Origin of the sequence: Sutcliffiella deserti, from assembly GCF_020037475.1 — a bacterium.
Lineage (GTDB): Bacteria > Bacillota > Bacilli > Bacillales > Bacillaceae_I > Sutcliffiella_A > Sutcliffiella_A deserti.
On record NZ_JAIQDB010000010.1, the window covers coordinates 28276 to 50426 of the forward strand.

Below are 22151 nucleotides of genomic sequence, written 5' to 3' on the forward strand. Positions count from 1 at the left end.
CCCTACCGTATCTTGTAGGGCGTCATTTTAACGAGAATGTAAATAGATTTGGAGCGCATGCTTTAGCTCCCGTTCTTTTTTGGTTGCTTCTATATTATAATGATCGCCATCAAGGTTTGTTTTAAAGTCATTATACCCTTGTGCATGCAGGAATTCGTTGACGCTAGTGACATCTTCTCTTGTTGTCAGCAACGTTTTTTGTCCAACAAAATCCCCGTTAACATATACCTCATAGCGATCATGGGCCAACTTTGACGATGTATCAATACTTTTATCAACAAAGGAAGCTAACCCGATAAAGGTTCCGTCTGTACTACCCACCATGTAAAAAACACCTCCATACTTGCTGGGGTGTTTTTAGTTTGACTAAGAATCCTTGTATTTAGTATGGTAATTTTTCGGCATTAGAAATCGAGGAGCGAGTCCCCGTTTGCGTCGTCCTCTTTCATTGGCTTGGAAGAAACGTTGGCAATAGGCTGCTTTGGAAATGTTGCGCTTTCCGTATTGTTGGGATATGGCAAAGCTTCCGCCTGACTTCTGGATGAAGCAGATCTATCCTGTGTGTCTGTTTCTAATGCAAGTTCGCACAATGATTTCATTGCTGCAAGGTGTTCTCTTTTCTTTTGCACGTTTTCCGTTTCCCGTGCGCGGTTTAATTCAGCTTGCATTCGTTGCAAAACTTTGTCTAAAGTGATGCTCATTTTCCCAGCTCCTCCTCCTTAATAATACGGAGATATCATCAAATAGACGATTACACCCGTTATACTAACATACAACCAAAGTGGCATGGTCCAGCGTGCGATTTTCCGGTGTTTTTCTTTTTGCATGCTTAAACCGGTTGCCAGCGAATATAAGGCAAGAGGGACAATGACGATCGCCAATACGATATGTGTCAGCAAAATAAAAAAGTAGATGGAACGAATAATGCCTTCTCCTCCAAATGGAGTGGATTCTGTTAAGGCATGATAGGTCACATAGGTGACTAAAAAGAACGTGGTCGATGTAAAGGCGGCCAAAATAAAGCGGCGATGGATGGTTATGTTCTTCTTTAAAATTGCAATTAAAGCACCAACTAGAAAGATAAAAGTAAAGCTGTTAAATATCGCATTCATCATTGGCAGGAAGGTTAGATCCATATGTGCGAGCCCTTCGTATTGCGGCAAAAAGAACAGAACAGCCACGAGAGCATTCACAAGAATCGATATCCCAATAATCCAAGGCAAATAATTTCTCTTTTTCATTTCTATCTCCTTTAAACATAATAACCACGATTTGTAGTCTTATTCGGCGGTTTATTTTCAAATTTCATGCATGGGCTTCCGGATGATTGAAAAACAGATAAGGATGGGAGTTGGCTTGTCTTAAATCCGAATGCGCGACAGCCTTTAGGGAATCTTGAGTCCCATGTAACATAATAGTGGCGACATTGCATACAATTAATCCGCTTCGTTTCCATCCTTTCACGTCCTCTCCGATTTTCCCTTTTCATTTTACCATCTTCACCCGGAGGTTAAAATGAAAAACCTGTGACAATTGCTTATCACAGGTTTTAACTTCGTAACTTTTGTTCATTTATTTGCGCGCATAGCTTACCTGCGGTTTATTGCTTCGATCGTTGCTGCCAGATCTTCTGCTGTTTCTTTTACTACCTCCACCGTATCCTGCATGCTATTGGACACTGCCACCTGATGATCGGCGGCGTTTACTACTTCATCCATTTGACTTGTTAGATCGGAGGATGAGGTGACTAGTTCATTAACAGAGTGGACAATATCATTAACACCTAGGCTTATCTCTTCCATCGCTGCGGTGATATGCAACCCTTGCTGCAACAAGGAGCCACTAGTATCAGCAATCTCCTGGAACAACTGTGCGGAAGATTCATTTTGGCTATTGGTTGCTTCAATTGTCTCTTTAAACACTTCAAACTCTGCTAATACTTCGTTAGCATCCTCTTGAATCTGACCTGTAATGCTATTGATTTCTTTTGAAAAAACATCAGTCTGGGAAGATAGTTTACGAATTTCTTCTGCCACGACCGCAAACCCTTTCCCTGCCTCTCCTGCTCTTGCCGCTTCAATGGACGCATTTAAAGCAAGCAGGTTTGTTTGGGTGGTGATTTCGTTTATCCCTTTTAGGAAGCTTTGGGCTTCATCGATGCTAGTCTTAATTTGTGAAAATCGAGCAACAATGCTATCCGTTTCTTTGGAAGAAGCTTTCATCGTTTGGTACATCTGCTTCACAGAATGGGCACCTTTATTCGACAAAGACTCCATACTGACAAGGTTACGCTTCATCTCATCAACAATGCTGTAGATTTCCTCGGTGCTTGCAGATGCCTGTTCCGTGACAGCTGAAATGGCTGCAGTACCTTCATATTGCATCGCAACATTTTCTGTTACTTTTACTGATTTTTCTTTAATTAAAGTAGACTTTTCAAAATTCTCTTCCGCTCCAACAAGCAGTTCTTTCATGACAATTTGTAAGCGTTGGTTGGCGTCGAGACTGCCTTTCATAAGCTGGTCAATATTTTGCCCCAAAGTTGTTAATGCGAGTTCTACCTGGCCGAACTCATCTTTTCTCGCCGTACGCTTAGATGAATAGGTAAACTCTCCACGGTGATACGCCGATACTCGTTCTAGAAGTTGATTTACCCCCCGATTAAAGGTGTTTCTGAAAGAAAGCAGGGCTACTATTGGAACAAGTACAACAACAAGCAAAGAAACAAGGGTCCAAATGTTAGAGGACGCCAGCTGCCCTTTAACTTGCTCTCTGTTTTCTTCATTGAACTGGCGTAAAAATTCCATTCCCGTACTATTTGCACGAGCTATATGATTACGCGCCTTCGCTAACTCTTCTGAGGTTTGAATTCGAATGCGATCCATGTTGGAAGCATTCGAAACATCACTGATTAACAAGTACTGATTCGACAATGTTTCATGTGAAACAACAAAATACTGCTTTAACTGACCTAATTCTTCATATCTTTCAAAAAAAGGATCAAAGCCTGTCAGTTTCTCTTCTGTATCTTGAATATTCTGTTCGATTTCTTCAAGGTGTCTAGTGGAATAGCCATTTGAAACGACAAAATACATGTCTGTCAAGATCGTTTGGTAAGACTGTACCAGCTCAAAATATTGCTCATTCAGTTCGGTAACCTGATCGATCTCCTGAACATTCTCTTGCACCTGCATGCTGTTAAACCAAATAACCAACGAAGTCGCGATCCCGATTCCTGCCAACAGCAATGTTAATCCTAGCAACCTCTTTCTCATACTTCCCATCATACTTCCCCTTCCATCTTGGTAACAGTTCTCTCTCTAAGTTAGTACGCTCGTGAAACCGTTTGCACAAATCAACGATAACATTCTTCTCTCCTCCCTTTATTTCGGCACCCTCCCTCTTAAACTTAAGCGAAATGAAGAACAAAGCTAAAATCTTATTTTATAGAGTTCAGTTCTCATCCAATTCGTAACAGAACGGTTCAAGCTACCACCCATATCTCTCATTTGAATGGCAACTTCTGACTTTTTCAATGAACCTCCTGTCTTTTTCAAGCATCCTTCCGACTTTTCTGATAACCTTCTGACTTTTTGCACTCACCTTCTGTAATTTCCCACTTAAGCTCATGCAGCGCATACGAACAATTAAAAAAGAAGATATTTCCAAAAGGGGCCAGGCCCCTTTTGGAAGTATCTTCAATTAAAACACCCGCCTACCTCTGCTTCGCAGTTCTCGGTTATTCTCTGTTGCTTTCTTTTTTTAGGAGGAGTTGTTTGAGTTCGGTTATTTCGTTGGTGATTTTGGCCAGCTCGTGCTTGCTGACCTCTAGTTTTTCCTCTTTTAACTCTTCTTCTTTCGCTTCTTGAATATTGCTTAATATTTCCCCAACAATAAGATTAAGAACGATAAAGGTTCCAACCAGGATGAAGGAAACGAAATATACCCATGAAAGAGGGCTTTCGGCAAAGATTGGACGAAATATTCCGCTTGCCCACGATTCCAATGTGATAATTTGGAACAGGGAAACGAAGGCTAAATGCAAGGTTCCAAAATATTCTGGAGAAATTTCCCCAAAAAACATTACACCTAATACAGCGTAAATATAAAATACTAGGCCTAAAAGCATCATGATGGTTCCGAGCGAAGGGATTGTCTTTAAAAATGCCGAGACAAGCCTTTGTAACGACGGAATAACTGTAACGGCACGAAGCACACGAAACACACGTAAAATACGAAGGGCAGAAATAAAGTAGGTACCGCTAAATACCAGAACACCTGCAACTACGATAAAGTCGAAAATATTCCATCTACTATAGAAGAAATGGTGGATCTTTTTCTCTGCTAGCATTCTCAAAATTATTTCTATCGTAAAGAACCATAAAAAGAACACTTCAAAACCATGTATAAGCCAGTAATACTCTTCCCTAAGATCAGGGTAGGTTTCCACTCCAATTAGAATGGCGTTCAATAAAATCACAAACATTACAACATTCACAAAGTGGCGATGTTCGACCACTTTCCTGATTCTCATTTTCCATGTATCCATGTCGTGCGTTTCCCCCAAATACTAAGATGATATCTTCCAATTAATTTCTTTTTTTCCTATCCTCTGCAGAATGCTGTTTATTTTCGAAAATGGCTTACTGCCAAAAAAGCCTCTGTGAGCAGCAAAAGGACTCGGATGAGGGCTTTTCAATATATAGTGGTGTGAATTTGTAATCAGCTTTTCCTTTTGTTCGGCATGCTTGCCCCATAAAAGGAAAATCACCGGTTCTTCTCGATCATTCAGTTTACGGATTACTGCATCAGTGAATTGCTCCCATCCTTTTCCTTTGTGGGAATTTGGGACAGATTTGCGCACCGTTAATACTGTATTCAATAGTAGAACGCCTTCTTCTGCCCACTCTCCTAAAAACCCGTGGGCTGGCGGCTCTATTCCTATATCGTTGTACAATTCTTTATATATATTCCTTAACGAAGGCGGAATCGTTACACCCTTTTGAACGGAAAAACTCATCCCATGGGCCTGTCCTTCTCCATGGTATGGATCTTGTCCTAACAGAACGACCTTCACATTTTCGTAGCTTGTCGTCTCAAAAGCGCTAAATAAGTCCACTTTTGCGGGGTATACTATGTTTGAATCAAATTCTGCGTTGATATATTGGTGGAGTCTTCTATAATATTCCTTATTCGATTCTTCCTTAAAAAGCGCGGACCAACCTTCATCTAGATGATTCATAATGCTACCACTCCCACACTTGTAATCCAATCATTACTTTATCACAGGTTGGTGCTTTTTGTCTGATAAATGTTACTCCAATCTTCCTATCTGATGATGAGTCAATCATTCTAAGTTTTCCCCGTTCGTGTGGTATAGTGAGAACGTAAAACATTGAGTTGCTTTGTCCTTTTAGATAAAATAAAATACTTGGGTAGGTTAATTTATAAATGTTCCATACTTATTGATTAAAATACAGACCTTTTACATAATTAATTGTCCTATTTATACCAATCGTGTAACATAAATTAGATTAGACTAGTTCTTAAAAGTGAGGTTCTAACGGTGATTAATAAAGATAATCCAACTTCCCTAATAGTAATTTTCGGAGCAACTGGAGACTTGGCAAAGCGAAAGTTGTACCCTTCCATCTACCGCCTTTATAAAAATGGCAGCATCTCGAAAAACTTTGCCGTAGTAGGTGTCGCACGACGTCCCCTTAGTAATGAAGAGTTCCGGGCAAATGTCACCTCTTCTGTTAGTGGTACAGCAAACGATGAGGTAGATGTGGAAGAGTTCAGCTCCCACTTCTTTTACCAGCCTTTTGATGTGACAAGCAGTGACTCCTATCAGCAGTTAAAGGATCTGCTTGGTTCCCTTGACGATACCTATGTCACAAACGGAAACCGTATCTTTTATCTAGCAATGGCACCTGAATTTTTTGGTACAATTGCCTCCAATTTAAAAGCAGAAGGCCTAACAGAAACCGACGGCTGGAAACGTCTCGTGATCGAAAAGCCATTTGGACGCAGCCTTCCTTCTGCTAAAGAGCTAAACGAACAAATTCGAGAAGCGTTTCACGAATCAGAAATCTATCGAATTGACCACTACCTCGGAAAAGAAATGGTCCAAAACATTGAGGTTATCCGATTTGCCAATGCCCTTTTTGAACCTTTATGGAATAACCGTTACATTTCAAATATCCAAATTACATCCAGCGAAGTATTAGGCGTTGAGGACCGAGGCCGATATTATGAAAATTCCGGCGCCCTGCGCGACATGGTGCAAAACCATATGCTTCAAATGGTAGCTTTGCTTGCAATGGAACCGCCAATTAAATTAAACCCCGAAGAAATTCGAAGCGAAAAAGTTAAAGTGCTCCGTGCTATCAGACAGATTGAGCAGTCCGAAGTGGGGGACTACTTCGTTCGCGGCCAATACTCTTCTGGTGATATTGGCGAAACCAGAGTACCGGGATATCGAGAAGAGAATTCCGTTGATCCTGATTCTAATACCGAAACCTTTGTAGCCGGAAAGATTCTCATTGACAACTTCCGTTGGGCGGGAGTTCCCATTTATATCCGGACGGGGAAGAGAATGTCCACCAAGTCTACAAAGGTTGTCGTACAATTTAAAGATATCCCAATGAATCTTTATTACAACCGCGGGGAAAAAGTAGATCCGAACCTTCTTGTCATCAATATTCAACCAGATGAAGGAATCACCTTGCATTTAAATGCAAAAAAATCGGGTAAAGATATAACAACCACTCCTATCAAATTGAATTACACCAATAACTGCTTCGACGGTTTTAATACCCCCGAAGCTTATGAGCGCCTGATCTATGACGCGATGCGCGGTGATATGACCAATTTTACACACTGGGATGAAGTAGCACTGTCGTGGAATTTTGTTGACGAGGTATCCAAAGTCTGGGAGAGCACCAAAGCAGAAGAATTCCCGAACTACGAAGCCGGATCCATGGGACCAAAGAAAGCCGACGAAATGCTTCACAGGGACGGTTTTCATTGGTGGCCAGTTTAAGAAAATGAGGCTCTATTCGTTACACTGAATAAGCCCTGTAGTCACTTATTTTTGACAAAAACCATGCAGAGGAAATGGAGAGGAGTTTTACCATGAAAGTATACGATATCTCATCCCCGATTTTTACGGGAATGCCTGTTTATAAAAACAAACTGGAAAAGCAGCCAGCATTAACGACCAACACAAACGGCTATGTGACAGAAACTCGCCTTGAGCTGGATGTTCATACCGGAACACATGTAGATGCACCATTACACATGATTGTAGATGGTGAAACAATTGAAACATTGCCACTCGAAAAGCTTGTTGGTCCTTGTAAAGTGTTTGATCTTACAGCTGTGAATGACCGCATCACAAAAGAAGACATTGTAAACCTTGATATCCAAAAGGACGATTTTATCCTATTCAAAACAAAAAACTCCTTTGATGAGGAATTCAATTTCGACTTTGTCTTTGTTGCTGAGGATGCGGCAATTCATTTAGCGGAACTCGGAATCCGTGGCGTTGCCGTGGATGCTTTAGGCATTGAGCGCAGCCAAGAAGGACACCCTACCCACAAAACATTATTTAACCATAATGTCATTATCATTGAAGGCCTCCGTTTGAAGGATATTGAGGAAGGCGGCTATATCATGGTTGCAGCTCCCCTGAAATTATCCGGAGTTGATGCTTCACCCGCACGTATTGTTTTGTTGGATATGGAATGATTAAGTGATCTAAAATCGCCAAGCTGCTCTTGAAAGAGTATGCTTGGCGTTTTTTTGTTTTGGAATTGGGGGGGGGCTGCTGAGGGCTTGATTCATCCTGTTGAGAACCCCGACTCCCTTTTTTCCTGCCGACCACGGTCTCATTCACCCGCTTCGAGACCACTGCCCCCCTAAAACTACACAAAAAAAGCCAATCCCCCGGCATAAGCGCCCGAAGATTGACTTCCCTAAACTACTTGTATTATTTTGACATCCATTCTGTATGGAAGATGCCTTCTTTATCTGTACGTTGGTATGTGTGTGCGCCAAAATAGTCGCGTTGTGCTTGAATCAGGTTAGCTGGAAGCGTTGCAGAGCGGTAGCTGTCATAGTATGCTAGCGCGCTTGAGAATGCTGGAACTGGTACGCCGTTTTGCACAGCAACCGTCATGATTTCGCGCAGGCCGCTTTGGTAACCTTCTACGATTTCCTTGAAGTATGGATCTAATAAAAGATTGGATAGGCCCGCTTCACGGTCGTATGCTTCTTTGATTTTTTGTAAAAATTGTGCACGAATGATACATCCGCCACGGAAGATCATCGCGATATCTCCGTATTGTAAATCCCAGTTGTACTCTTCTGAAGCAGCTCTCAGTTGAGCAAATCCTTGCGCATATGAACAGATTTTACTCATGTATAGTGCTTTTCGTACGGACTCAATAAAGGCCGCTTTGTCGCCGTTAAACGTTACTTCCGGTCCGCTTAACATTGTGCTTGCCTTCACGCGCTCTTCTTTCATTGCAGAGATAAAGCGGGCAAATACGGATTCTGTGATTATTGGAAGTGGCACGCCCAAGTCTAATGCGCTCTTGCTTGTCCATTTTCCTGTGCCTTTTTGGCCAGCTGTATCTAGAATGACATCAACAAGCGGCTTGCCTGTTACTTCGTCCACTTTTGTAAAAATGTCAGCCGTTATTTCGATCAGATAGCTATCAAGCTCGCCTTTGTTCCATTCTGCAAAAACTTCATGCAATTCTTGAGCGGATAAGCCTAGAACATTTTTCAGCAGATAATATGCTTCACTAATGAGCTGCATGTCGCCATATTCAATACCGTTATGCACCATTTTCACATAATGTCCTGCACCATTTGGTCCGATATAGGTGCAGCATGGGTCGCCTTCTACTTTTGCAGAAATATCTTTCAGGATATCCTCCACTAAGTCGTAAGCTTCCTTTTGGCCACCTGGCATGATGGAAGGGCCTTTTAATGCGCCTTCTTCTCCACCGGAAACACCAGTTCCGATGAAGTGGATGCCAAGCTCATCTAACACTTTATTACGGCGGATTGTGTCTGTGTACAGCGTGTTTCCACCGTCAATCAGGATGTCTCCTTTATCCAAATGCGGTTTTAATGATTCGATTGTTGCATCTGTTGGGCCACCTGCTTTTACCATAAGTAAAATTTTACGTGGGGACTCTAAGCTTTGTACAAATTCCTCAATGCTGTATGTACCAACGACATTCTTTCCTTCTGTTTCTTGGATAAATTCTTCTGTTTTTTCAGGTGAGCGGTTAAATACCGAAATGGAATAGCCTCTGCTTTCAATGTTCATTGCAAGGTTTTTTCCCATTACCGCAAGACCGATTACACCGATTTGCTGTTTTGCCATATAATAAAAACTCCTTCTACAAGGTAATTTGGTTCGCTATAGTCCGAATTGAAAATACCATAAGAAGCCTGATGGAATCAAGCTTTTAACCTATTATACCCTAACAAATGACGGGATAGCGCTTACAACATACTATCCTTTAGTCTTTTCCATTTATTCTATCTACATACTGATATGCCAGTGTTTTCAAATAGGTTGTTCTTACAGCGAAAACTGCCACAACTAGAGCCCTGATAACTTTTCCCTTTTCATTCTCTCCTAGGAATGGATCCCTTGTTATATACGCTTTTACCTCTTCTTTTATATGTTCTTCGGATAAAATTTCCCTTTGAGCAATCAAATTTTCATAAAGACAAGCATAAGCTTTATAGAAAACCACAGGGCTAATTATATCATCTGTTCGATCGACTGGATTATTAAAAATAGATCCTATTACTTTGCGAATTGCTTCAAAGTCTAACAACACCTTTAAATCTTTTACGATAAAAAGGAGGGCAGCCTGTTGAATGGAATATTTCCGTCCTACCTGTGGGGCACCGATATATTCTTTAACTTCTCGTTTCACCCAATTTTTTAGCGCCGGCTCTGTATAGTCTGCACTTTCCAATTGGTTTCCTAGCCATACGATATTGGTCATCGTGAGGCCAATTTCCGCTCCAGTATTTTTATCCAGAAGCTTTTGAAAGCTTTCCGGAAAGTGCTCTCCCAAATTATGCGGGCCTTTGGAATGCTGGAGTGTTTCTAAAATTTCTGCTAATATTAACCTTGTCCATCCTTTTGCCATCAGGATTACACCTCATCACTCGTCCATTCTTGCGTTAATAGTAAATCGACAACTTATTTTCGTCAAATATAGTCAAAGTATAATCGTTGAAATTTTTGAACAAACAAACTATAATAAGTATCATGATATAGGTTCATAAGAACTCTAAACAATCAGGAGGAGAAACATGGCTAAGCGTATTTTCTTTTTTCTTTTAACAAATATTCTAGTACTAACAACCATTACCATAATCTTCAGTTTAACTGGCGCAGGTAATTATATTAATGACCAAGGCGGCATTAACTTTGGTGCATTATTAATCTTCAGTGCCATTATCGGTTTTACTGGTTCTTTCATATCCTTATTAATGTCTCGCTGGATGGCGAAAAAGATGATGAATGTGAAAGTTATCGATCCAGATGGCCCGATGTCAGGACAAGAGCGTCAAATCGTTGAAATGGTTCACCGTATGTCCCGTGCTGCAGGTATAGTAAAAATGCCGGAAGTCGGAATCTACAACTCTCCAGAAGTAAATGCATTTGCTACAGGTCCTTCTAAGAACCGCTCTTTAGTAGCTGTTTCATCAGGACTTTTACAGGAGATGGATGATGATGCGATCGAGGGTGTTATTGCCCATGAAGTAGCACATATCACGAATGGTGACATGGTTACCATGACTCTTTTACAAGGTGTTGTGAATACCTTTGTTATTTTCTTAGCACGTATTGCAGCCTTCATCGCTTCTCGTTTTGTAAAAGAAGAAATGGCTCCAATCGTTCACTTTATAGCAGTTATCGTCTTCCAGATTGCGTTTTCGATCTTAGGAAGCATTGTCGTATTTGCCTTCTCTCGTTACCGTGAGTTCCATGCGGACCGCGGCGGTGCCGATCTTGCTGGTAAAGATAAGATGGTGCATGCACTTCGCTCCCTTCAAGCCTACTCTCACCGAGTAACGGAAGAGCGCGATTCTGCCGTAGCATCTTTGAAAATCAACGGGAAGAGAAAAAGCTCCCTGTTCTCTACTCACCCTGACTTAAATGAGCGCATTCGTCGTTTAGAGGCAAAATAAGAATAAAAAGAGTTAGCCTTTGGCTAACTCTTTTTTTGATGTCTATTTTCGAATAGATTGTGATTTTAAAATACTACTACTGATTAGTTTGTTGCACTATGCATTGCTTTTGATACTAGGCTTAATAAGAATACAAAGATTACTGCACCGATAATCGCTGGTACGATTGCGATGTCAGCAAGTACAGGGCCCCATGAACCAAGTAATGCATGACCAATCCATGCTCCAACCAACCCTGCAATCATTGCGCCTAGGATTCCACCTGGCATGCCACCTGGTGCAATGGCACTTCCGATCATTCCAATAACAATTGCTATAATAAGTGTAATTAATAGTCCTAACATTTTAATTTCCTCCATTTCATTTTGTTTTTGTTTTCTTACAGAGTATATTACCTTTTGTAAGGATGTTTAAACTTCCTAAATGAAGCTATCTTGAAACTTCCTAATCTGCTATATTATAGGTATCGTTTTCATAGCCGAGAGATTATTGACACAACCACAATCAGATCTAAATTTACCGAGGGAGGCTCCAACATGGCCGATATTCAAAATAAGATAGTTATCGAGAAACCGGTGGAAGAAGTATTTTCTTTTGCCTCTAATTTAGAGAATTCATCTAAAATCATGGCAAATGTGGTGGAAATAGAAAAATTAACGGATGGTCCGATAAACGTTGGATCCCGGTATAAAGAAACACGTGAAATACGCGGGAGAACGGCTTCATCGACCATTGAGTTTACAGAATACACGCCAAATAAAAGCTATGCAGTTAAAAGTGAAGCCAACGGGTTGAAGGTTGTGTATTATTATAACTTTCAGACGGTACCCGAGGGAACGAAGGTGGAATTCAAGGGTGACATCTATACATCAGGTCTTGTCATGAAGCTAACAAAACCTATCATCCGTAGAATCTTGAAAAAAGAAGATGCTGATCATTTAAAGCATCTGAAACGTGTATTAGAAGAAGGTTCTTAATACAATTTAGCATGAATGCAAATTCTCGAAAGGCAGGTGCAGAGATGAAAAAGCTTATTGTTCCCTTAATCCTTACCTGCTTTGTTTTTCTATTTCTGACCCCGTTGTTTCCGCAATTGGCTGCGAATCTCCATCCGATTGTACTGTTTGTTTTATTCTTCTGCATATTTGCTTTTGTTTTATGTATCTATTTGTACATCCGGAAATCTCATATTAGCATGTCATCTAGGTTAATCGCAGCAGGTTTCGTTATCTATACCTTGATGCTGCTTACACTATTGTTCTTCCGTCCAAACGAACAGCAATATGATAGCTTTAATCTAATCCCTTTTGCTACGATCTCTCTTTTTCTTTCCGGTGAAATCGACTGGCTTGTTTCCTTCTATAATCTTGCTGCTAATATTGCTCTGTTTATCCCTTATGGTATTCTATTGAAATGGCGGACCAATGCTATTCTCCTTCTTGTGATTGTGCCAATTCTAGTGATATCCACTATTGAACTATCGCAATATATCACCAACCGAGGTAGCCTCGACATTGACGATCTACTCCTTAACACCCTCGGATTCCTAATTGGCTACACCCTAACCCCCATCTTCAAACAAATCATCCACCCGCACAAATAAAAAAGCATGCAGACCACTACAAAGGGTTGCATGCTTACAGTTATTTCAAAAAGGGGCCCGGCCCCGTTTTCCAATATAATCCAACACCAAGGCTACCTGCCGTTTTTCTCCTTCCCTTTTCCTTTGTCTTTCCCTTTCTGTTTTCCCTGCACTTCGTCAAGTAAGATTGCGTTAGCCAACAGGCGGTAGCTGTGTTCGGTGTGTGCACGGAATACTAAATCGTTTGCAAATAGTGTGATATTGGCCTCATCGATCGTTGTAGTGAATGCCGTTACCTGTCCTTGCACTTGCTCTTTCCCTGGCCACCAGCCTGCTACAAAATAGTCTCCCGTATCTACAACTTGCGCCAGCACTTCTGCCCCTGCTGGAACGCCTGTAATCCAAGAGCCTGTAGTGTGATAGAACTTCTCTTCTGCACTATATCCGGAAGTGAGGATCGAATCTGCGTTCACGGAAGTCTTGAGCAGTCCTTCATGGTAAAAGTTTGTTCGTGCAAAGCTGAATCCTTCTAACAGGTTAGCCTGTTGTACGGAATTTAGTGCTCGCCCTCCGATACCGATATAGGATTTACCCGCTAATATCGTTTCTTTATCAAACCTTCCACTATCATCAACAATAATGTCTGCTTCCTCGACACTAGTAATCTCAAACCCTAGTTGTTTTAACACAAAAAGACTTACTCCGCTTCCAACGACTGCCACTTTCGGTGCTGCTTTAAGCTTTTCCACCCTTGATTTATTATCCAACTCTACCACCTCTAGATAGTAGTCATCTTTAATGGACAGTAAATCATTTCGTTTTACCACATAATCACCTTTGTTGTAGCCATTTCCGTTAGCGGTAGTAACGGATACTTCTTTTCCTGCTTGTAAAAGTTCATTTACTGCTTTAACGGCTTCGTTGTTACTATTTTTGATCACATAATGCCCTTTGTTTTTTGGCATTTCCGTTTGTGGATAGGCCACTTCTGTTACTTCTGTTACTTCTGTTCCCACGCCTGCGAAAGCATCAGGGACACGGATTTCCTCTACGGTGAAGCCTCGAAGATCAGGGAAATTCACGACAATTGCATCGTACATATTATTCCAATCAGAAATGTCGTCGCCTTTATAAAGAACCGCATTGGCAAACCCTCGCTTTGCTTGCTTCATCGGTACAAGATAAGTACCCTTTGGATAGGTCACCCCTGCCACTTTTACAGCGGAAGTAGTCCTTTCCACCTTCACTCCATTACGCAGGAGATAATCGACCATCTCAGCGGCTTCCCATTTGTTCTTTTGAAGATCATGCATCGGTAAAACATAATAGTCAGGAAAGAAGTTTGCATTCTCTCCACGATCTCTTCCAATGGCAATGCCTTCCTGGTTTACAAGATGCTCATCTACCGCTCGGTTATCTTCTCCTTCCACCCCTCGTTTAAAAAGCTCCAACTGCTGGGTGAAAAGCTCGTCCTTATTTTCCAATACAAAATTAATTGCACCAAGTCCGGCATGAACCATCGCATATAGTGATTGCTGGTTCAAGCCTGGTACTTCAATGGTATGTCCAAGTGAACCATGAAGCATGGAGTAGATTGCTGTATAAGCAGGGGTCATATCATCCCAGCCATTTTCATAGTCCAAATAAGGAATCGCATAAGAATCATAATCTGAATTAGCAATACCTGCCTGTCCCATGGCATGCGCTTGATTTAACATATTATCTATTAATAAATCAAACTCAAAATTAGGATTATGCGGCGGTGTACACGGCTCTATCAAAAAATCACTCACATACCCGTGCAGATCCAAAAAGGACAAAGGAGACCACTTGGCAATCTCTTCGGTAACAACTACAGTTTCCTGTTGAGTTTGATAGGCATTATCTCTATTTAAGTCAAATCCATTACTATTTGCTCGTGTATTATGAACACGACCATCGGGGTTATTCGTAAAGTTAAACAAGAATATCGCATGGTCCAACGCTTCTTTTACGTCTAAGATGATTTCCTCTTCTTCCCCTTGCTCGTTTACGACGTTAAATGTAATTTCATCGTCTTCTGCCAACATACGCAATAGTTCTACCTGTGCATCTACCCCTTCTACCTCATCAGGGTGGATGTTATTGAACCATATTGGTACCTGATAATCTCCGATGGTTCCATCCTCTATTTTCTTTAGCAGGCTTGCCGGATTCTCCAAGGCCTCAGGTAGTGTTTGATTCAAGTATTTGTCTACCGCTTCCTGGTTCTTCGCGAGCGTAATGAAATGGATCTCTCTTCCTTCATACGATTGCCCAAGAGATTTATACTCTATGAATCTATCATTTAATGCATTCGCTTCTTCGGTGATGTTGTCAAGTTCCGGTTTTAACTGGTCGTAGGTTAAGTATTCATCGTACACATTATATGTAATCTGCTTACTTAAAACTTCACCTGTATTTTTATTCATAACACTTAACTTATAATCGCCTATAAATTCTGGATACAATACTCTGATTGATCTTGGGGCAAGGTTGTTTGTCCCATATAGAAGATCAAATTCGAGGGTGGCTTTTACAGTTGTGGAGCCTTCCACATAGGAGGGTGCTTCAGAGAAAGTTATTAGTTGAGCTCCTGTATACCCCTTATCCTTAGCATTATACATCTTCCACTCTTCTAATCTTTTGTCACCAAAGGTCCATTCCAGCTCATCTAAATCAACCTTTTCGCCGAAATCAAAGCTTATTTCCATTTCCCGTTTCTCCGTCATCGAAACCATCGAGATACTAGTTGATATTGTCTCTTCCACTGTTTCAGCCTGTGCTTCCTGCACTTGAGTCGCATAAGCCACTATCATCCATGCAGACAAAAAGGTGATTAACAAACTTCTTAACTTCATTCCACCATCTCCTAATAATTATTACTTATAATGAATATTTATACCATAAAACTTCGAAATCCGGAAGAGATTTTTAAAAGTTTAAATATTATAAAATCTCTCTATAAAAAACCCTACTAATTGTTTTGAGGTTTGGATAGAGACGATTGGGGGAATTTTTTTCCTACAAAAGCACGAAAAAGGACTACTTTAAGTTAAGTAGCCCTTCTTTCTACCTATCGATTCTCAAAATAGATCACTTTCTTGCCAGCCCGCTTTTTTCAACAAATCCCTTCATTTCCATCCGTTTCGGTTCCTTTAGCATATTTGCCATCTGGCTTGTCCAGGTGTCTGAGCGCTTTCCACTGGTACGGGTATGATAATAGGCTGATATTGTCTCATTGTATTCTTGCAGCTGTTTTTGATAGCTCCCCTTGTCTGTATTGTATACTTCTTCATGATAAACATTTGTATATGGCAAACGGGGTTTCACATCTGTTTGCTGTGCTGGATACCCTACAGCGAGTCCAAACAGGGGAATTGCATGGCTTGGTATCTCTAATAATTCTGCGACTTTTTCCATATTATTTCTTAGTCCGCCGATATAACAAATCCCAAGTCCCATCGATTCTGCTGCAATAGAGGCATTTTGTGCCGCTAAAGAAGCATCAATTGTCGCCACGATAAATTTTTCCATGCTTTCAATTGAACCTTTTACTTCTGTATTTTCTATTTCACCAATATGTTCATGGCGGTGCAAATCTGCGCAAAAAATGAAAAAATGGCCATTGTCTTCTACATAGGGTTGGTTTCCTGCTAGCTCTGCCAAGCGCTTTTTCTTCTCTTTATTTTTCACTCCAATAATGGAATAAGCTTGAATAAAGCTTGAGGTGGAGGCGGCTTGTGCGCATTCCACGATCATTTTTATCTGTTCGTCTGTTAACGGTTTATCCTCAAACTTACGAATAGAACGGTGCTGCAGGATGGTTTCAATGGTTGTATTCAAAATAAATCCTCCTTGATTATCATTCTTTCTTCTATTTAAGCAGGTAAAGAGCCGAAATTCCAGAAGGAGACCTTAATGTTTTGCACTTCTGGGGTTTTATTACATTAGCATAACAATTAATCTAGTAAAAAGGAGTAGAACACTCGGAATTAGGGAATACTTAAGTGACGCTTTTTTACATACATAAATTTTAAGGGGAGAATGTTAGTGAAGAATCTTGGGATTGTTTTTTGGTTTTCTGCCATTGTAATTGGTTTATTAGTTTTAATTGGAGCAGTTGCACCTGATGCATTTGAGGCTGTGGCTGGTGAAATTTTTAATTTTACGACCTATGCTTTTGGCTGGCTTTATTTACTTGCAGTCTTATTTTTTGTACTATTTTGTATTATTTTAGCTTTGTCCAAATATGGACGCATTCGTTTAGGAAAAGACGAGGATCGACCGGAGTTTTCTTTCTTCACTTGGGTAGGGATGTTATTTAGTGCAGGCTTTGGTATTGGGTTAGTATTCTGGGGAATCGCCGAGCCAATGAGTCACTTTTTCACTCCACCGAGAGAGTCGATTGATGCTTTAGGAAATGAAGCTGCTCGAACGGCCATGCAATATTCCTTTTTTCACTGGGGTTTAAGTCAATGGTCCGTGTTCACTGTTGTCGGCCTCGCCATAGGTTATTTTCAATTCCGTAAAAAAGAGGATGGCCTTATCTCCACTACGCTAAATCCTATTATTGGAACTGGTAAGAAGGGCTACATAAGAAAGCCGATTGATATTTTGGCAGTAATCGCTACCGTTATGGGTGTGGCAACCTCACTTGGTTTAGGAATTTTACAAATTAACGGCGGACTTAATGTTGTTTTCGGTATTCCAAGTAACGCAACTGTTCAGCTGATCATTATTTTCGTGCTACTTGTCCTGTACTTAGTTTCTACTACAACAGGAATTGAAAGAGGAATAAAATATTTGAGTAATTTAAATCTTTCTTTAGCTCTATTACTCATGCTTTTTGTCTTTATTGCAGGTCCGACAGTGTTTATTTTAAATACCTTCACGCTTGGAATTGGGGATTATATTTCTACGTTCTTTGATACTAGTCTTCGATTAACGCCATACAGGGGCGGAACCTGGATACAAGATTGGACAATATTCTATTGGGCCTGGGCCATTGCATGGTCTCCTTTTGTTGGCGCCTTTATCGCCCGCGTATCAAGAGGACGGACGATCCGGGAGTTTGTATTGGGTGTGCTTATCATCCCTCCGCTGATTGCGCTTTTCTGGATTGCAGTCTTTGGCGGAACGGCTCTCCATTTTGACCTATTTGGTGGAACACAAATTGCCCAAGCAGTTGATAAAGATATTACTTCTGCATTATTTGCTACCTTTGCAGAGCTTCCATTCACTTTTATCGTATCACTGCTTTCTATTTTGCTTATTTTCACCTTTTTAATTACCTCCGCCGATTCAGCGACCTATATATTAGGAACGATGACTTCGGGTGGAAGCATGCATCCTCCATTGTTATTGCGAGTAGTGTGGGGAACATTGATGGCCGGAATTGCCGCTGTACTTTTATTGGCAAGCGGACTTGGCGGCCTTCAAACGGCATCTCTCATTTCTGCCCTGCCATTTACAATAATCCTGCTTGTAATTTGTTTTGCTTTAGTCAAAGCCTTGCGAAAAGAACCTGGCATGGCTCCTAAAAAGGGAATTGAAAAATAATCTTTTGACACCTTCTACTTATAGAGGGTGTTTTTTTTGGACTACCTTTTAAACAGAGCGAATATAGTTTTAGTAGGTTGACCAATAAGTAGGAGGGGGAATGTATTGTGAAGAGGGTAATATCTTTTTTCAACCGCGTGATGCAGCGCTATCTGCCTGACCCATTTTTATTTGTCATCATTCTTACATTTGTTGTTTTTGCCTTAGGTCTCATATTTACCGACAGCGGTCCATCTGATATGGTCAAGCACTGGGGCGGAGGGTTTTGGGGGTTACTTGCCTTCTCGATGCAGATGGTTCTTGTGCTTGTAACAGGTCATGTGCTTGCGAGCAGTCCTATTTTCAAAAAACTCCTGGGTTCTTTAGCATCTACTGCAAAAACTCCTGGCTCGGCTATCATCATTGTTACTATTGTCTCGATAATAGCAAGCTGGATTAACTGGGGCTTCGGCCTGGTCATTGGTGCTCTATTTGCAAAAGAACTGGCAAAACGCGTAGTGAACGTCGATTACCGGCTTTTAATTGCAAGCGCTTACAGTGGATTTATTGTCTGGCATGGAGGGTTTTCCGGATCCATCCCGCTTACCATTGCAACAGATGGACATTTTGCAGAAAATCTTATTGGAGTCATCGCGACGGATCAGACCATCTTTGCTCCCTTTAACTTAGCAATAATTGCAGCATTGTTCATTACTCTACCACTGCTGAACCGTTTTATGATGCCTTCTAAGAAGGAGACCGTTACAGTGGATCCTTCCATCTTAACGGAGGCTTCGAACTCACAGGTCAAGTCAGTTGATCGTTCAAAACTAACACCCGCTGAACGTTTGGAAAATAGTTGGATTGTCTCCTTGGTTATTTCTGTTATGGGCTTATTTTTCTTATTCTTCTATTTTGCAGACAGTGGCTTTAAGCTAAATTTAGACATAGTTAACTTCTTATTCCTATTTCTTGGTATTCTTTTTCATTGGCGTCCAAAGCATTTCCTTGAAGCTGTAACGAACGCTGTCAAAGGAGCGAGCGGCATTATTCTACAGTTCCCTTTTTATGCCGGAATTATGGGGATGATGACTGCTTCAGGGTTAGCATTAGTGATGTCCGAGGCCTTCGTCAATATATCCAATGAACATACTTTTCACTTTTTTGCCTTCTTAAGTGCAGGGATAGTAAACTTCTTTGTACCATCTGGTGGTGGACAATGGGCGGTTCAAGCACCCGTTATGCTTGAGGCAGCACAAACACTTAATGTGTCGGTTGCCAAGACTGCAATGGCTGTTGCATGGGGAGATGCTTGGACTAACTTGATTCAACCTTTCTGGGCTTTACCTGCGCTTGCGATTGCCGGCTTAAAAGCAAAAGATATTATGGGCTTCTGTGTGATTGTGTTATTTATTAGCGGAATTGTCATTTCCTTGGCATTCTTGTTATTGTAACGAGAGTTGGTGCGTGGGGGACTTTATACTGAAGTTCTTGAGAATTTCGGAATATCCCCCCCTATTTTGTTGAATTTTTTAATAGGAATTCGGGTATTTAAACGGACGGGGCTGTAAAAGTGGCTTATAAACTGCGGTCTTCCGGTGTTGCGTACCACTTCTAGGGACTTGTGCACGGAACTCGGTTTTTTCGTACCACTTCTCGAAACTTGCGCACGGAACTCGATTTTTTCGTACCACTTCTCGAAATTTGCGCACGGAACGCTTTTCTCCATATCTCCTGCACAAAGCACCAGGATATGATGCCGCTTCTTCAGGGGCTGCACGGCTGATTTCTTCCACAAATTCTATTTTCGCGTTTCATTTTATGGGAAGCAATTGACTGTTGAAAACACTTGTAAGGAATTTTACACATATTAAGGACTTGACTCGGACGAGGAGGTAAAGTAGTGCTTATCACTTACCTTGCGCTAAAAAGGGGGGAAAAGCAGCTTTATCTCACTACTTTTCGTAATCTATCTAACAACTTCTCTAATTTCATCTAACAACTTTGGTCAAGTTATCTAACAACTTTCATGATTCATCTGACATCTTTCAAGATTTATCTAACAAGTTACGGTAATCAACAGATGCCACACATCCTTGTTGATAGCTGAGAAATCCCTCCCACAACAAACTTATTGTTCTAAAATCGCCTTTACCTGAGCTAAAGTCGGCAATGCTGTCATCGCGCCCTTTTCCGATGCTGCAAGCCCACCCGATACACTTGCAAAGGTTGCCATCTCAGCTGCTTCCTCTAGCGTGATGCTATCTATTGAGCCACTCCGTTCATGGATGCAGTGAAGGATACCAGATACATAGGCATCGCCTGCACCAGTGGTATCAACGGCGTTCACCTTGCGAGCAGGGATATGTCTGTTGCCTTCTTTTGTGAAAACATAGCTTCCTTCTGAACCGAGTGTGACCAGGGTAAAAGGAATCTCGTGCGGATCAAGCAGCTGCACGCCCTTTACAATATCTGTTTCTCCTGTAAGGAACTCCAGCTCTTCTTCTGAAATCTTCAAGACATCGGCGTAGGAAAGCATCGAGGTGATTGCTGCTTTTGCATTTTCCGCATTATCCCATAAACCCAGTCGCAAGTTAGGATCGTAGGATACCACTAACCCGTTTTCCTTTGCTAGTTTAACAGCCTTGATTGTCGCACTTCTAGAAGGGTCGCTAATTAAGGAAATGGAACCAAAATGAAGTACTTTATGTTGTGTAAAAAGCAATTCGTCGATTTCCTTTTCATCTAGAAAACGGTCTGCACTTGGATTTATATAAAAATCAAAGCTTCGTTCTCCATCCTTACCTAATGTAACGAAAACGGCACCTGTTCGAATATCATCCGTCAGCATCAAATGATTTGTATCTACACCAAAATCGATTAAGGTCTCTTTTAGAAAGATACCTAGTACATCGTTCCCTACTTTACCGATAAAAGTAGAGGGTGTTTCCAGACGCGCCACTCCCACTGCCACATTGGCAGGTGCTCCGCCAGGACTTTTATGGTATGTTAAATTGTCATTATCGAGGGGGATAAAGTCAATTAACGCCTCTCCTAAAGAAATTATGCCCTTTTTCAATCCAATCGTCCTCCTTCTCGGTTGTTGCCTAGAGCCTTATTATATCGAAAATAAAAGCCCATACCAACTGTATGAACCAAAGAGCAGAGGGGACTGTCGGACATAGATTTACCCTTTAACCTTCCAATCCATAAGAGCCGTCGCACCCTTATATGTAACTTTCACATCGTGCTTTGATAAAGTTTCCAAGATATCTCCGTTTGTGATAATCAAGGGCGTTACGATGCTTTGCGCTTTTTCTTTAATCAAATCCACATCAAATGATAAAAGCCGTGTTCCTGCCGTTACCTTATCTCCGACTTTCACTAGACCTTCAAAACCTTCCCCTTTCATGCCGACTGTTTCCAAACCTACATGTATCAAGATCTCGACACCTGTTTCAGATCTGATGCCAATGGCGTGCTTTGTTGGGGAAAATTGAATGATTTCTCCGTTTACAGGAGATACCACTGTTCCTTCGGTTGGTTCAATCGCGACACCATCTCCCATCATTTTTTCAGAGAAGACAGGATCTGGTACCTCTTCAAGCGAAATTACCTTACCCGAAATTGGAGCCACCAATATTTCCTCTGTTTTTACGACTCTTTCTTCCTTTTGACCCAATAGTTTTTTTAAGAATGACATGTAATTTTCCTCCTTGCTTGTTGAATTGCATAAAAGAAGGGTGTGTGTTGATTAGCGCTGGTGATTTCCGCA

General features: G+C 41.2%; 20 protein-coding genes. 7 read left to right on the forward strand and 13 right to left on the reverse strand.

What is annotated here, in order from left to right; translation table 11 throughout:
- Positions 1–27: 27 nt before the first annotated feature.
- The 6 genes from K9B36_RS14400 to K9B36_RS14430 form a co-directional block, all read right to left on the reverse strand.
- Positions 28–324 (reverse strand): hypothetical protein, encoded by a 297-nt coding sequence (locus tag K9B36_RS14400; protein ID WP_223703003.1) that lies wholly within the window; start codon positions 322–324, stop codon positions 28–30.
- Between the two features lie 80 nt (positions 325–404).
- Positions 405–701, reverse strand: coding sequence for a YwdI family protein (locus K9B36_RS14405; protein WP_223703005.1), 297 nt, complete (start codon positions 699–701; stop codon positions 405–407).
- 18 nt (positions 702–719) lie between these two features.
- On the reverse strand, positions 720–1241 hold the full coding sequence (locus tag K9B36_RS14410) for a DUF420 domain-containing protein (RefSeq protein WP_223703006.1): 522 nt from the start codon (positions 1239–1241) through the stop codon (positions 720–722).
- 348 nt (positions 1242–1589) lie between these two features.
- Positions 1590–3287, reverse strand: a complete 1698-nt coding sequence (locus K9B36_RS14420; RefSeq protein WP_223703008.1) for a methyl-accepting chemotaxis protein — start codon at positions 3285–3287, stop codon at positions 1590–1592.
- Positions 3288–3739: 452 nt separating this feature from the next.
- A complete protein-coding gene (locus tag K9B36_RS14425; RefSeq protein WP_223703009.1) occupies positions 3740–4549 on the reverse strand; it encodes an ion transporter in 810 nt (269 codons plus the stop codon).
- 21 nt (positions 4550–4570) lie between these two features.
- Positions 4571–5242 (reverse strand): uracil-DNA glycosylase, encoded by a 672-nt coding sequence (locus K9B36_RS14430; RefSeq protein ID WP_223703010.1) that lies wholly within the window; start codon positions 5240–5242, stop codon positions 4571–4573.
- Positions 5243–5569: 327 nt separating this feature from the next.
- Between K9B36_RS14430 and zwf the strand changes: the two genes are divergently transcribed.
- Both zwf and K9B36_RS14440 read left to right on the forward strand, forming a co-directional pair.
- Positions 5570–7045, forward strand: coding sequence for a glucose-6-phosphate dehydrogenase (zwf, locus tag K9B36_RS14435; RefSeq protein ID WP_223703059.1), 1476 nt, complete (start codon positions 5570–5572; stop codon positions 7043–7045).
- A gap of 92 nt (positions 7046–7137) precedes the next feature.
- Positions 7138–7752, forward strand: coding sequence for a cyclase family protein (locus tag K9B36_RS14440; protein WP_223703011.1), 615 nt, complete (start codon positions 7138–7140; stop codon positions 7750–7752).
- Between the two features lie 241 nt (positions 7753–7993).
- On the opposite strand, the gene gndA is transcribed toward K9B36_RS14440, so the two are convergent.
- Together gndA and K9B36_RS14450 are read right to left on the reverse strand one after the other, a co-directional pair.
- On the reverse strand, positions 7994–9403 hold the full coding sequence (gene gndA / locus K9B36_RS14445; RefSeq protein WP_223703012.1) for an NADP-dependent phosphogluconate dehydrogenase: 1410 nt from the start codon (positions 9401–9403) through the stop codon (positions 7994–7996).
- A gap of 139 nt (positions 9404–9542) precedes the next feature.
- A complete protein-coding gene (locus tag K9B36_RS14450; RefSeq protein WP_223703013.1) occupies positions 9543–10187 on the reverse strand; it encodes a DUF1836 domain-containing protein in 645 nt (214 codons plus the stop codon).
- A gap of 166 nt (positions 10188–10353) precedes the next feature.
- On the opposite strand from K9B36_RS14450, the gene htpX reads away from it, so the two are divergent.
- A complete protein-coding gene (gene htpX, locus K9B36_RS14455) occupies positions 10354–11235 on the forward strand; it encodes a protease HtpX (RefSeq protein ID WP_223703014.1) in 882 nt (293 codons plus the stop codon).
- Between the two features lie 83 nt (positions 11236–11318).
- Here the strand turns inward: htpX and K9B36_RS14460 are convergent, their stop codons facing one another.
- Positions 11319–11579, reverse strand: coding sequence for a GlsB/YeaQ/YmgE family stress response membrane protein (locus tag K9B36_RS14460; RefSeq protein ID WP_223703016.1), 261 nt, complete (start codon positions 11577–11579; stop codon positions 11319–11321).
- A gap of 192 nt (positions 11580–11771) precedes the next feature.
- On the opposite strand from K9B36_RS14460, the gene K9B36_RS14465 reads away from it, so the two are divergent.
- Together K9B36_RS14465 and K9B36_RS14470 are read left to right on the forward strand one after the other, a co-directional pair.
- Positions 11772–12212, forward strand: coding sequence for an SRPBCC family protein (locus K9B36_RS14465; RefSeq protein ID WP_223703018.1), 441 nt, complete (start codon positions 11772–11774; stop codon positions 12210–12212).
- Between the two features lie 44 nt (positions 12213–12256).
- Positions 12257–12838, forward strand: a complete 582-nt coding sequence (locus K9B36_RS14470; protein ID WP_223703019.1) for a VanZ family protein — start codon at positions 12257–12259, stop codon at positions 12836–12838.
- A 92-nt stretch (positions 12839–12930) separates the two neighbouring features.
- On the opposite strand, the gene K9B36_RS14475 is transcribed toward K9B36_RS14470, so the two are convergent.
- Entirely contained in the window at positions 12931–15696 is a 2766-nt protein-coding gene (locus tag K9B36_RS14475) for a M14 family metallopeptidase (RefSeq protein ID WP_223703020.1), read from the reverse strand.
- 235 nt (positions 15697–15931) lie between these two features.
- The gene (nfsA, locus tag K9B36_RS14480; RefSeq protein ID WP_223703021.1) at positions 15932–16681 is read right to left on the reverse strand and encodes an oxygen-insensitive NADPH nitroreductase; all 750 of its coding nucleotides are present in this window, start codon (positions 16679–16681) and stop codon (positions 15932–15934) included.
- A 201-nt stretch (positions 16682–16882) separates the two neighbouring features.
- On the opposite strand from nfsA, the gene K9B36_RS14485 reads away from it, so the two are divergent.
- Together K9B36_RS14485 and K9B36_RS14490 are read left to right on the forward strand one after the other, a co-directional pair.
- Entirely contained in the window at positions 16883–18397 is a 1515-nt protein-coding gene (locus K9B36_RS14485) for a BCCT family transporter (RefSeq protein ID WP_223703022.1), read from the forward strand.
- Between the two features lie 107 nt (positions 18398–18504).
- Positions 18505–19830, forward strand: coding sequence for a short-chain fatty acid transporter (locus tag K9B36_RS14490; protein ID WP_223703023.1), 1326 nt, complete (start codon positions 18505–18507; stop codon positions 19828–19830).
- Positions 19831–20507: 677 nt separating this feature from the next.
- Here the strand turns inward: K9B36_RS14490 and K9B36_RS14495 are convergent.
- Together K9B36_RS14495 and K9B36_RS14500 are read right to left on the reverse strand one after the other, a co-directional pair.
- Positions 20508–21455, reverse strand: a complete 948-nt coding sequence (locus K9B36_RS14495; RefSeq protein WP_223703025.1) for an aminoimidazole riboside kinase — start codon at positions 21453–21455, stop codon at positions 20508–20510.
- A 108-nt stretch (positions 21456–21563) separates the two neighbouring features.
- Complete coding sequence (locus K9B36_RS14500) at positions 21564–22079, reverse strand: PTS sugar transporter subunit IIA (protein WP_223703027.1); 516 nt, start codon at positions 22077–22079, stop codon at positions 21564–21566.
- Between the last annotated feature and the right edge of the window lie 72 nt (positions 22080–22151).

Bases quoted from the DNA above. Each gene is read 5' to 3' on its own strand.
- K9B36_RS14400 (WP_223703003.1), bottom strand. From the start codon at position 324: ATGGTGGGTAGTACAGACGGAACCTTTATCGGGTTAGCTTCCTTTGTT.
- K9B36_RS14405 (WP_223703005.1), bottom strand. From the start codon at position 701: ATGAGCATCACTTTAGACAAAGTTTTGCAACGAATGCAAGCTGAATTA.
- K9B36_RS14410 (WP_223703006.1), bottom strand. From the start codon at position 1,241: ATGAAAAAGAGAAATTATTTGCCTTGGATTATTGGGATATCGATTCTT.
- K9B36_RS14420 (WP_223703008.1), bottom strand. From the start codon at position 3,287: ATGATGGGAAGTATGAGAAAGAGGTTGCTAGGATTAACATTGCTGTTG.
- K9B36_RS14425 (WP_223703009.1), bottom strand. From the start codon at position 4,549: ATGGATACATGGAAAATGAGAATCAGGAAAGTGGTCGAACATCGCCAC.
- K9B36_RS14430 (WP_223703010.1), bottom strand. From the start codon at position 5,242: ATGAATCATCTAGATGAAGGTTGGTCCGCGCTTTTTAAGGAAGAATCG.
- K9B36_RS14440 (WP_223703011.1), top strand. From the start codon at position 7,138: ATGAAAGTATACGATATCTCATCCCCGATTTTTACGGGAATGCCTGTT.
- gndA (WP_223703012.1), bottom strand. From the start codon at position 9,403: ATGGCAAAACAGCAAATCGGTGTAATCGGTCTTGCGGTAATGGGAAAA.
- K9B36_RS14450 (WP_223703013.1), bottom strand. From the start codon at position 10,187: ATGGCAAAAGGATGGACAAGGTTAATATTAGCAGAAATTTTAGAAACA.
- htpX (WP_223703014.1), top strand. From the start codon at position 10,354: ATGGCTAAGCGTATTTTCTTTTTTCTTTTAACAAATATTCTAGTACTA.
- K9B36_RS14460 (WP_223703016.1), bottom strand. From the start codon at position 11,579: ATGTTAGGACTATTAATTACACTTATTATAGCAATTGTTATTGGAATG.
- K9B36_RS14465 (WP_223703018.1), top strand. From the start codon at position 11,772: ATGGCCGATATTCAAAATAAGATAGTTATCGAGAAACCGGTGGAAGAA.
- K9B36_RS14470 (WP_223703019.1), top strand. From the start codon at position 12,257: ATGAAAAAGCTTATTGTTCCCTTAATCCTTACCTGCTTTGTTTTTCTA.
- K9B36_RS14475 (WP_223703020.1), bottom strand. From the start codon at position 15,696: ATGAAGTTAAGAAGTTTGTTAATCACCTTTTTGTCTGCATGGATGATA.
- K9B36_RS14485 (WP_223703022.1), top strand. From the start codon at position 16,883: ATGTTAGTGAAGAATCTTGGGATTGTTTTTTGGTTTTCTGCCATTGTA.
- K9B36_RS14500 (WP_223703027.1), bottom strand. From the start codon at position 22,079: ATGTCATTCTTAAAAAAACTATTGGGTCAAAAGGAAGAAAGAGTCGTA.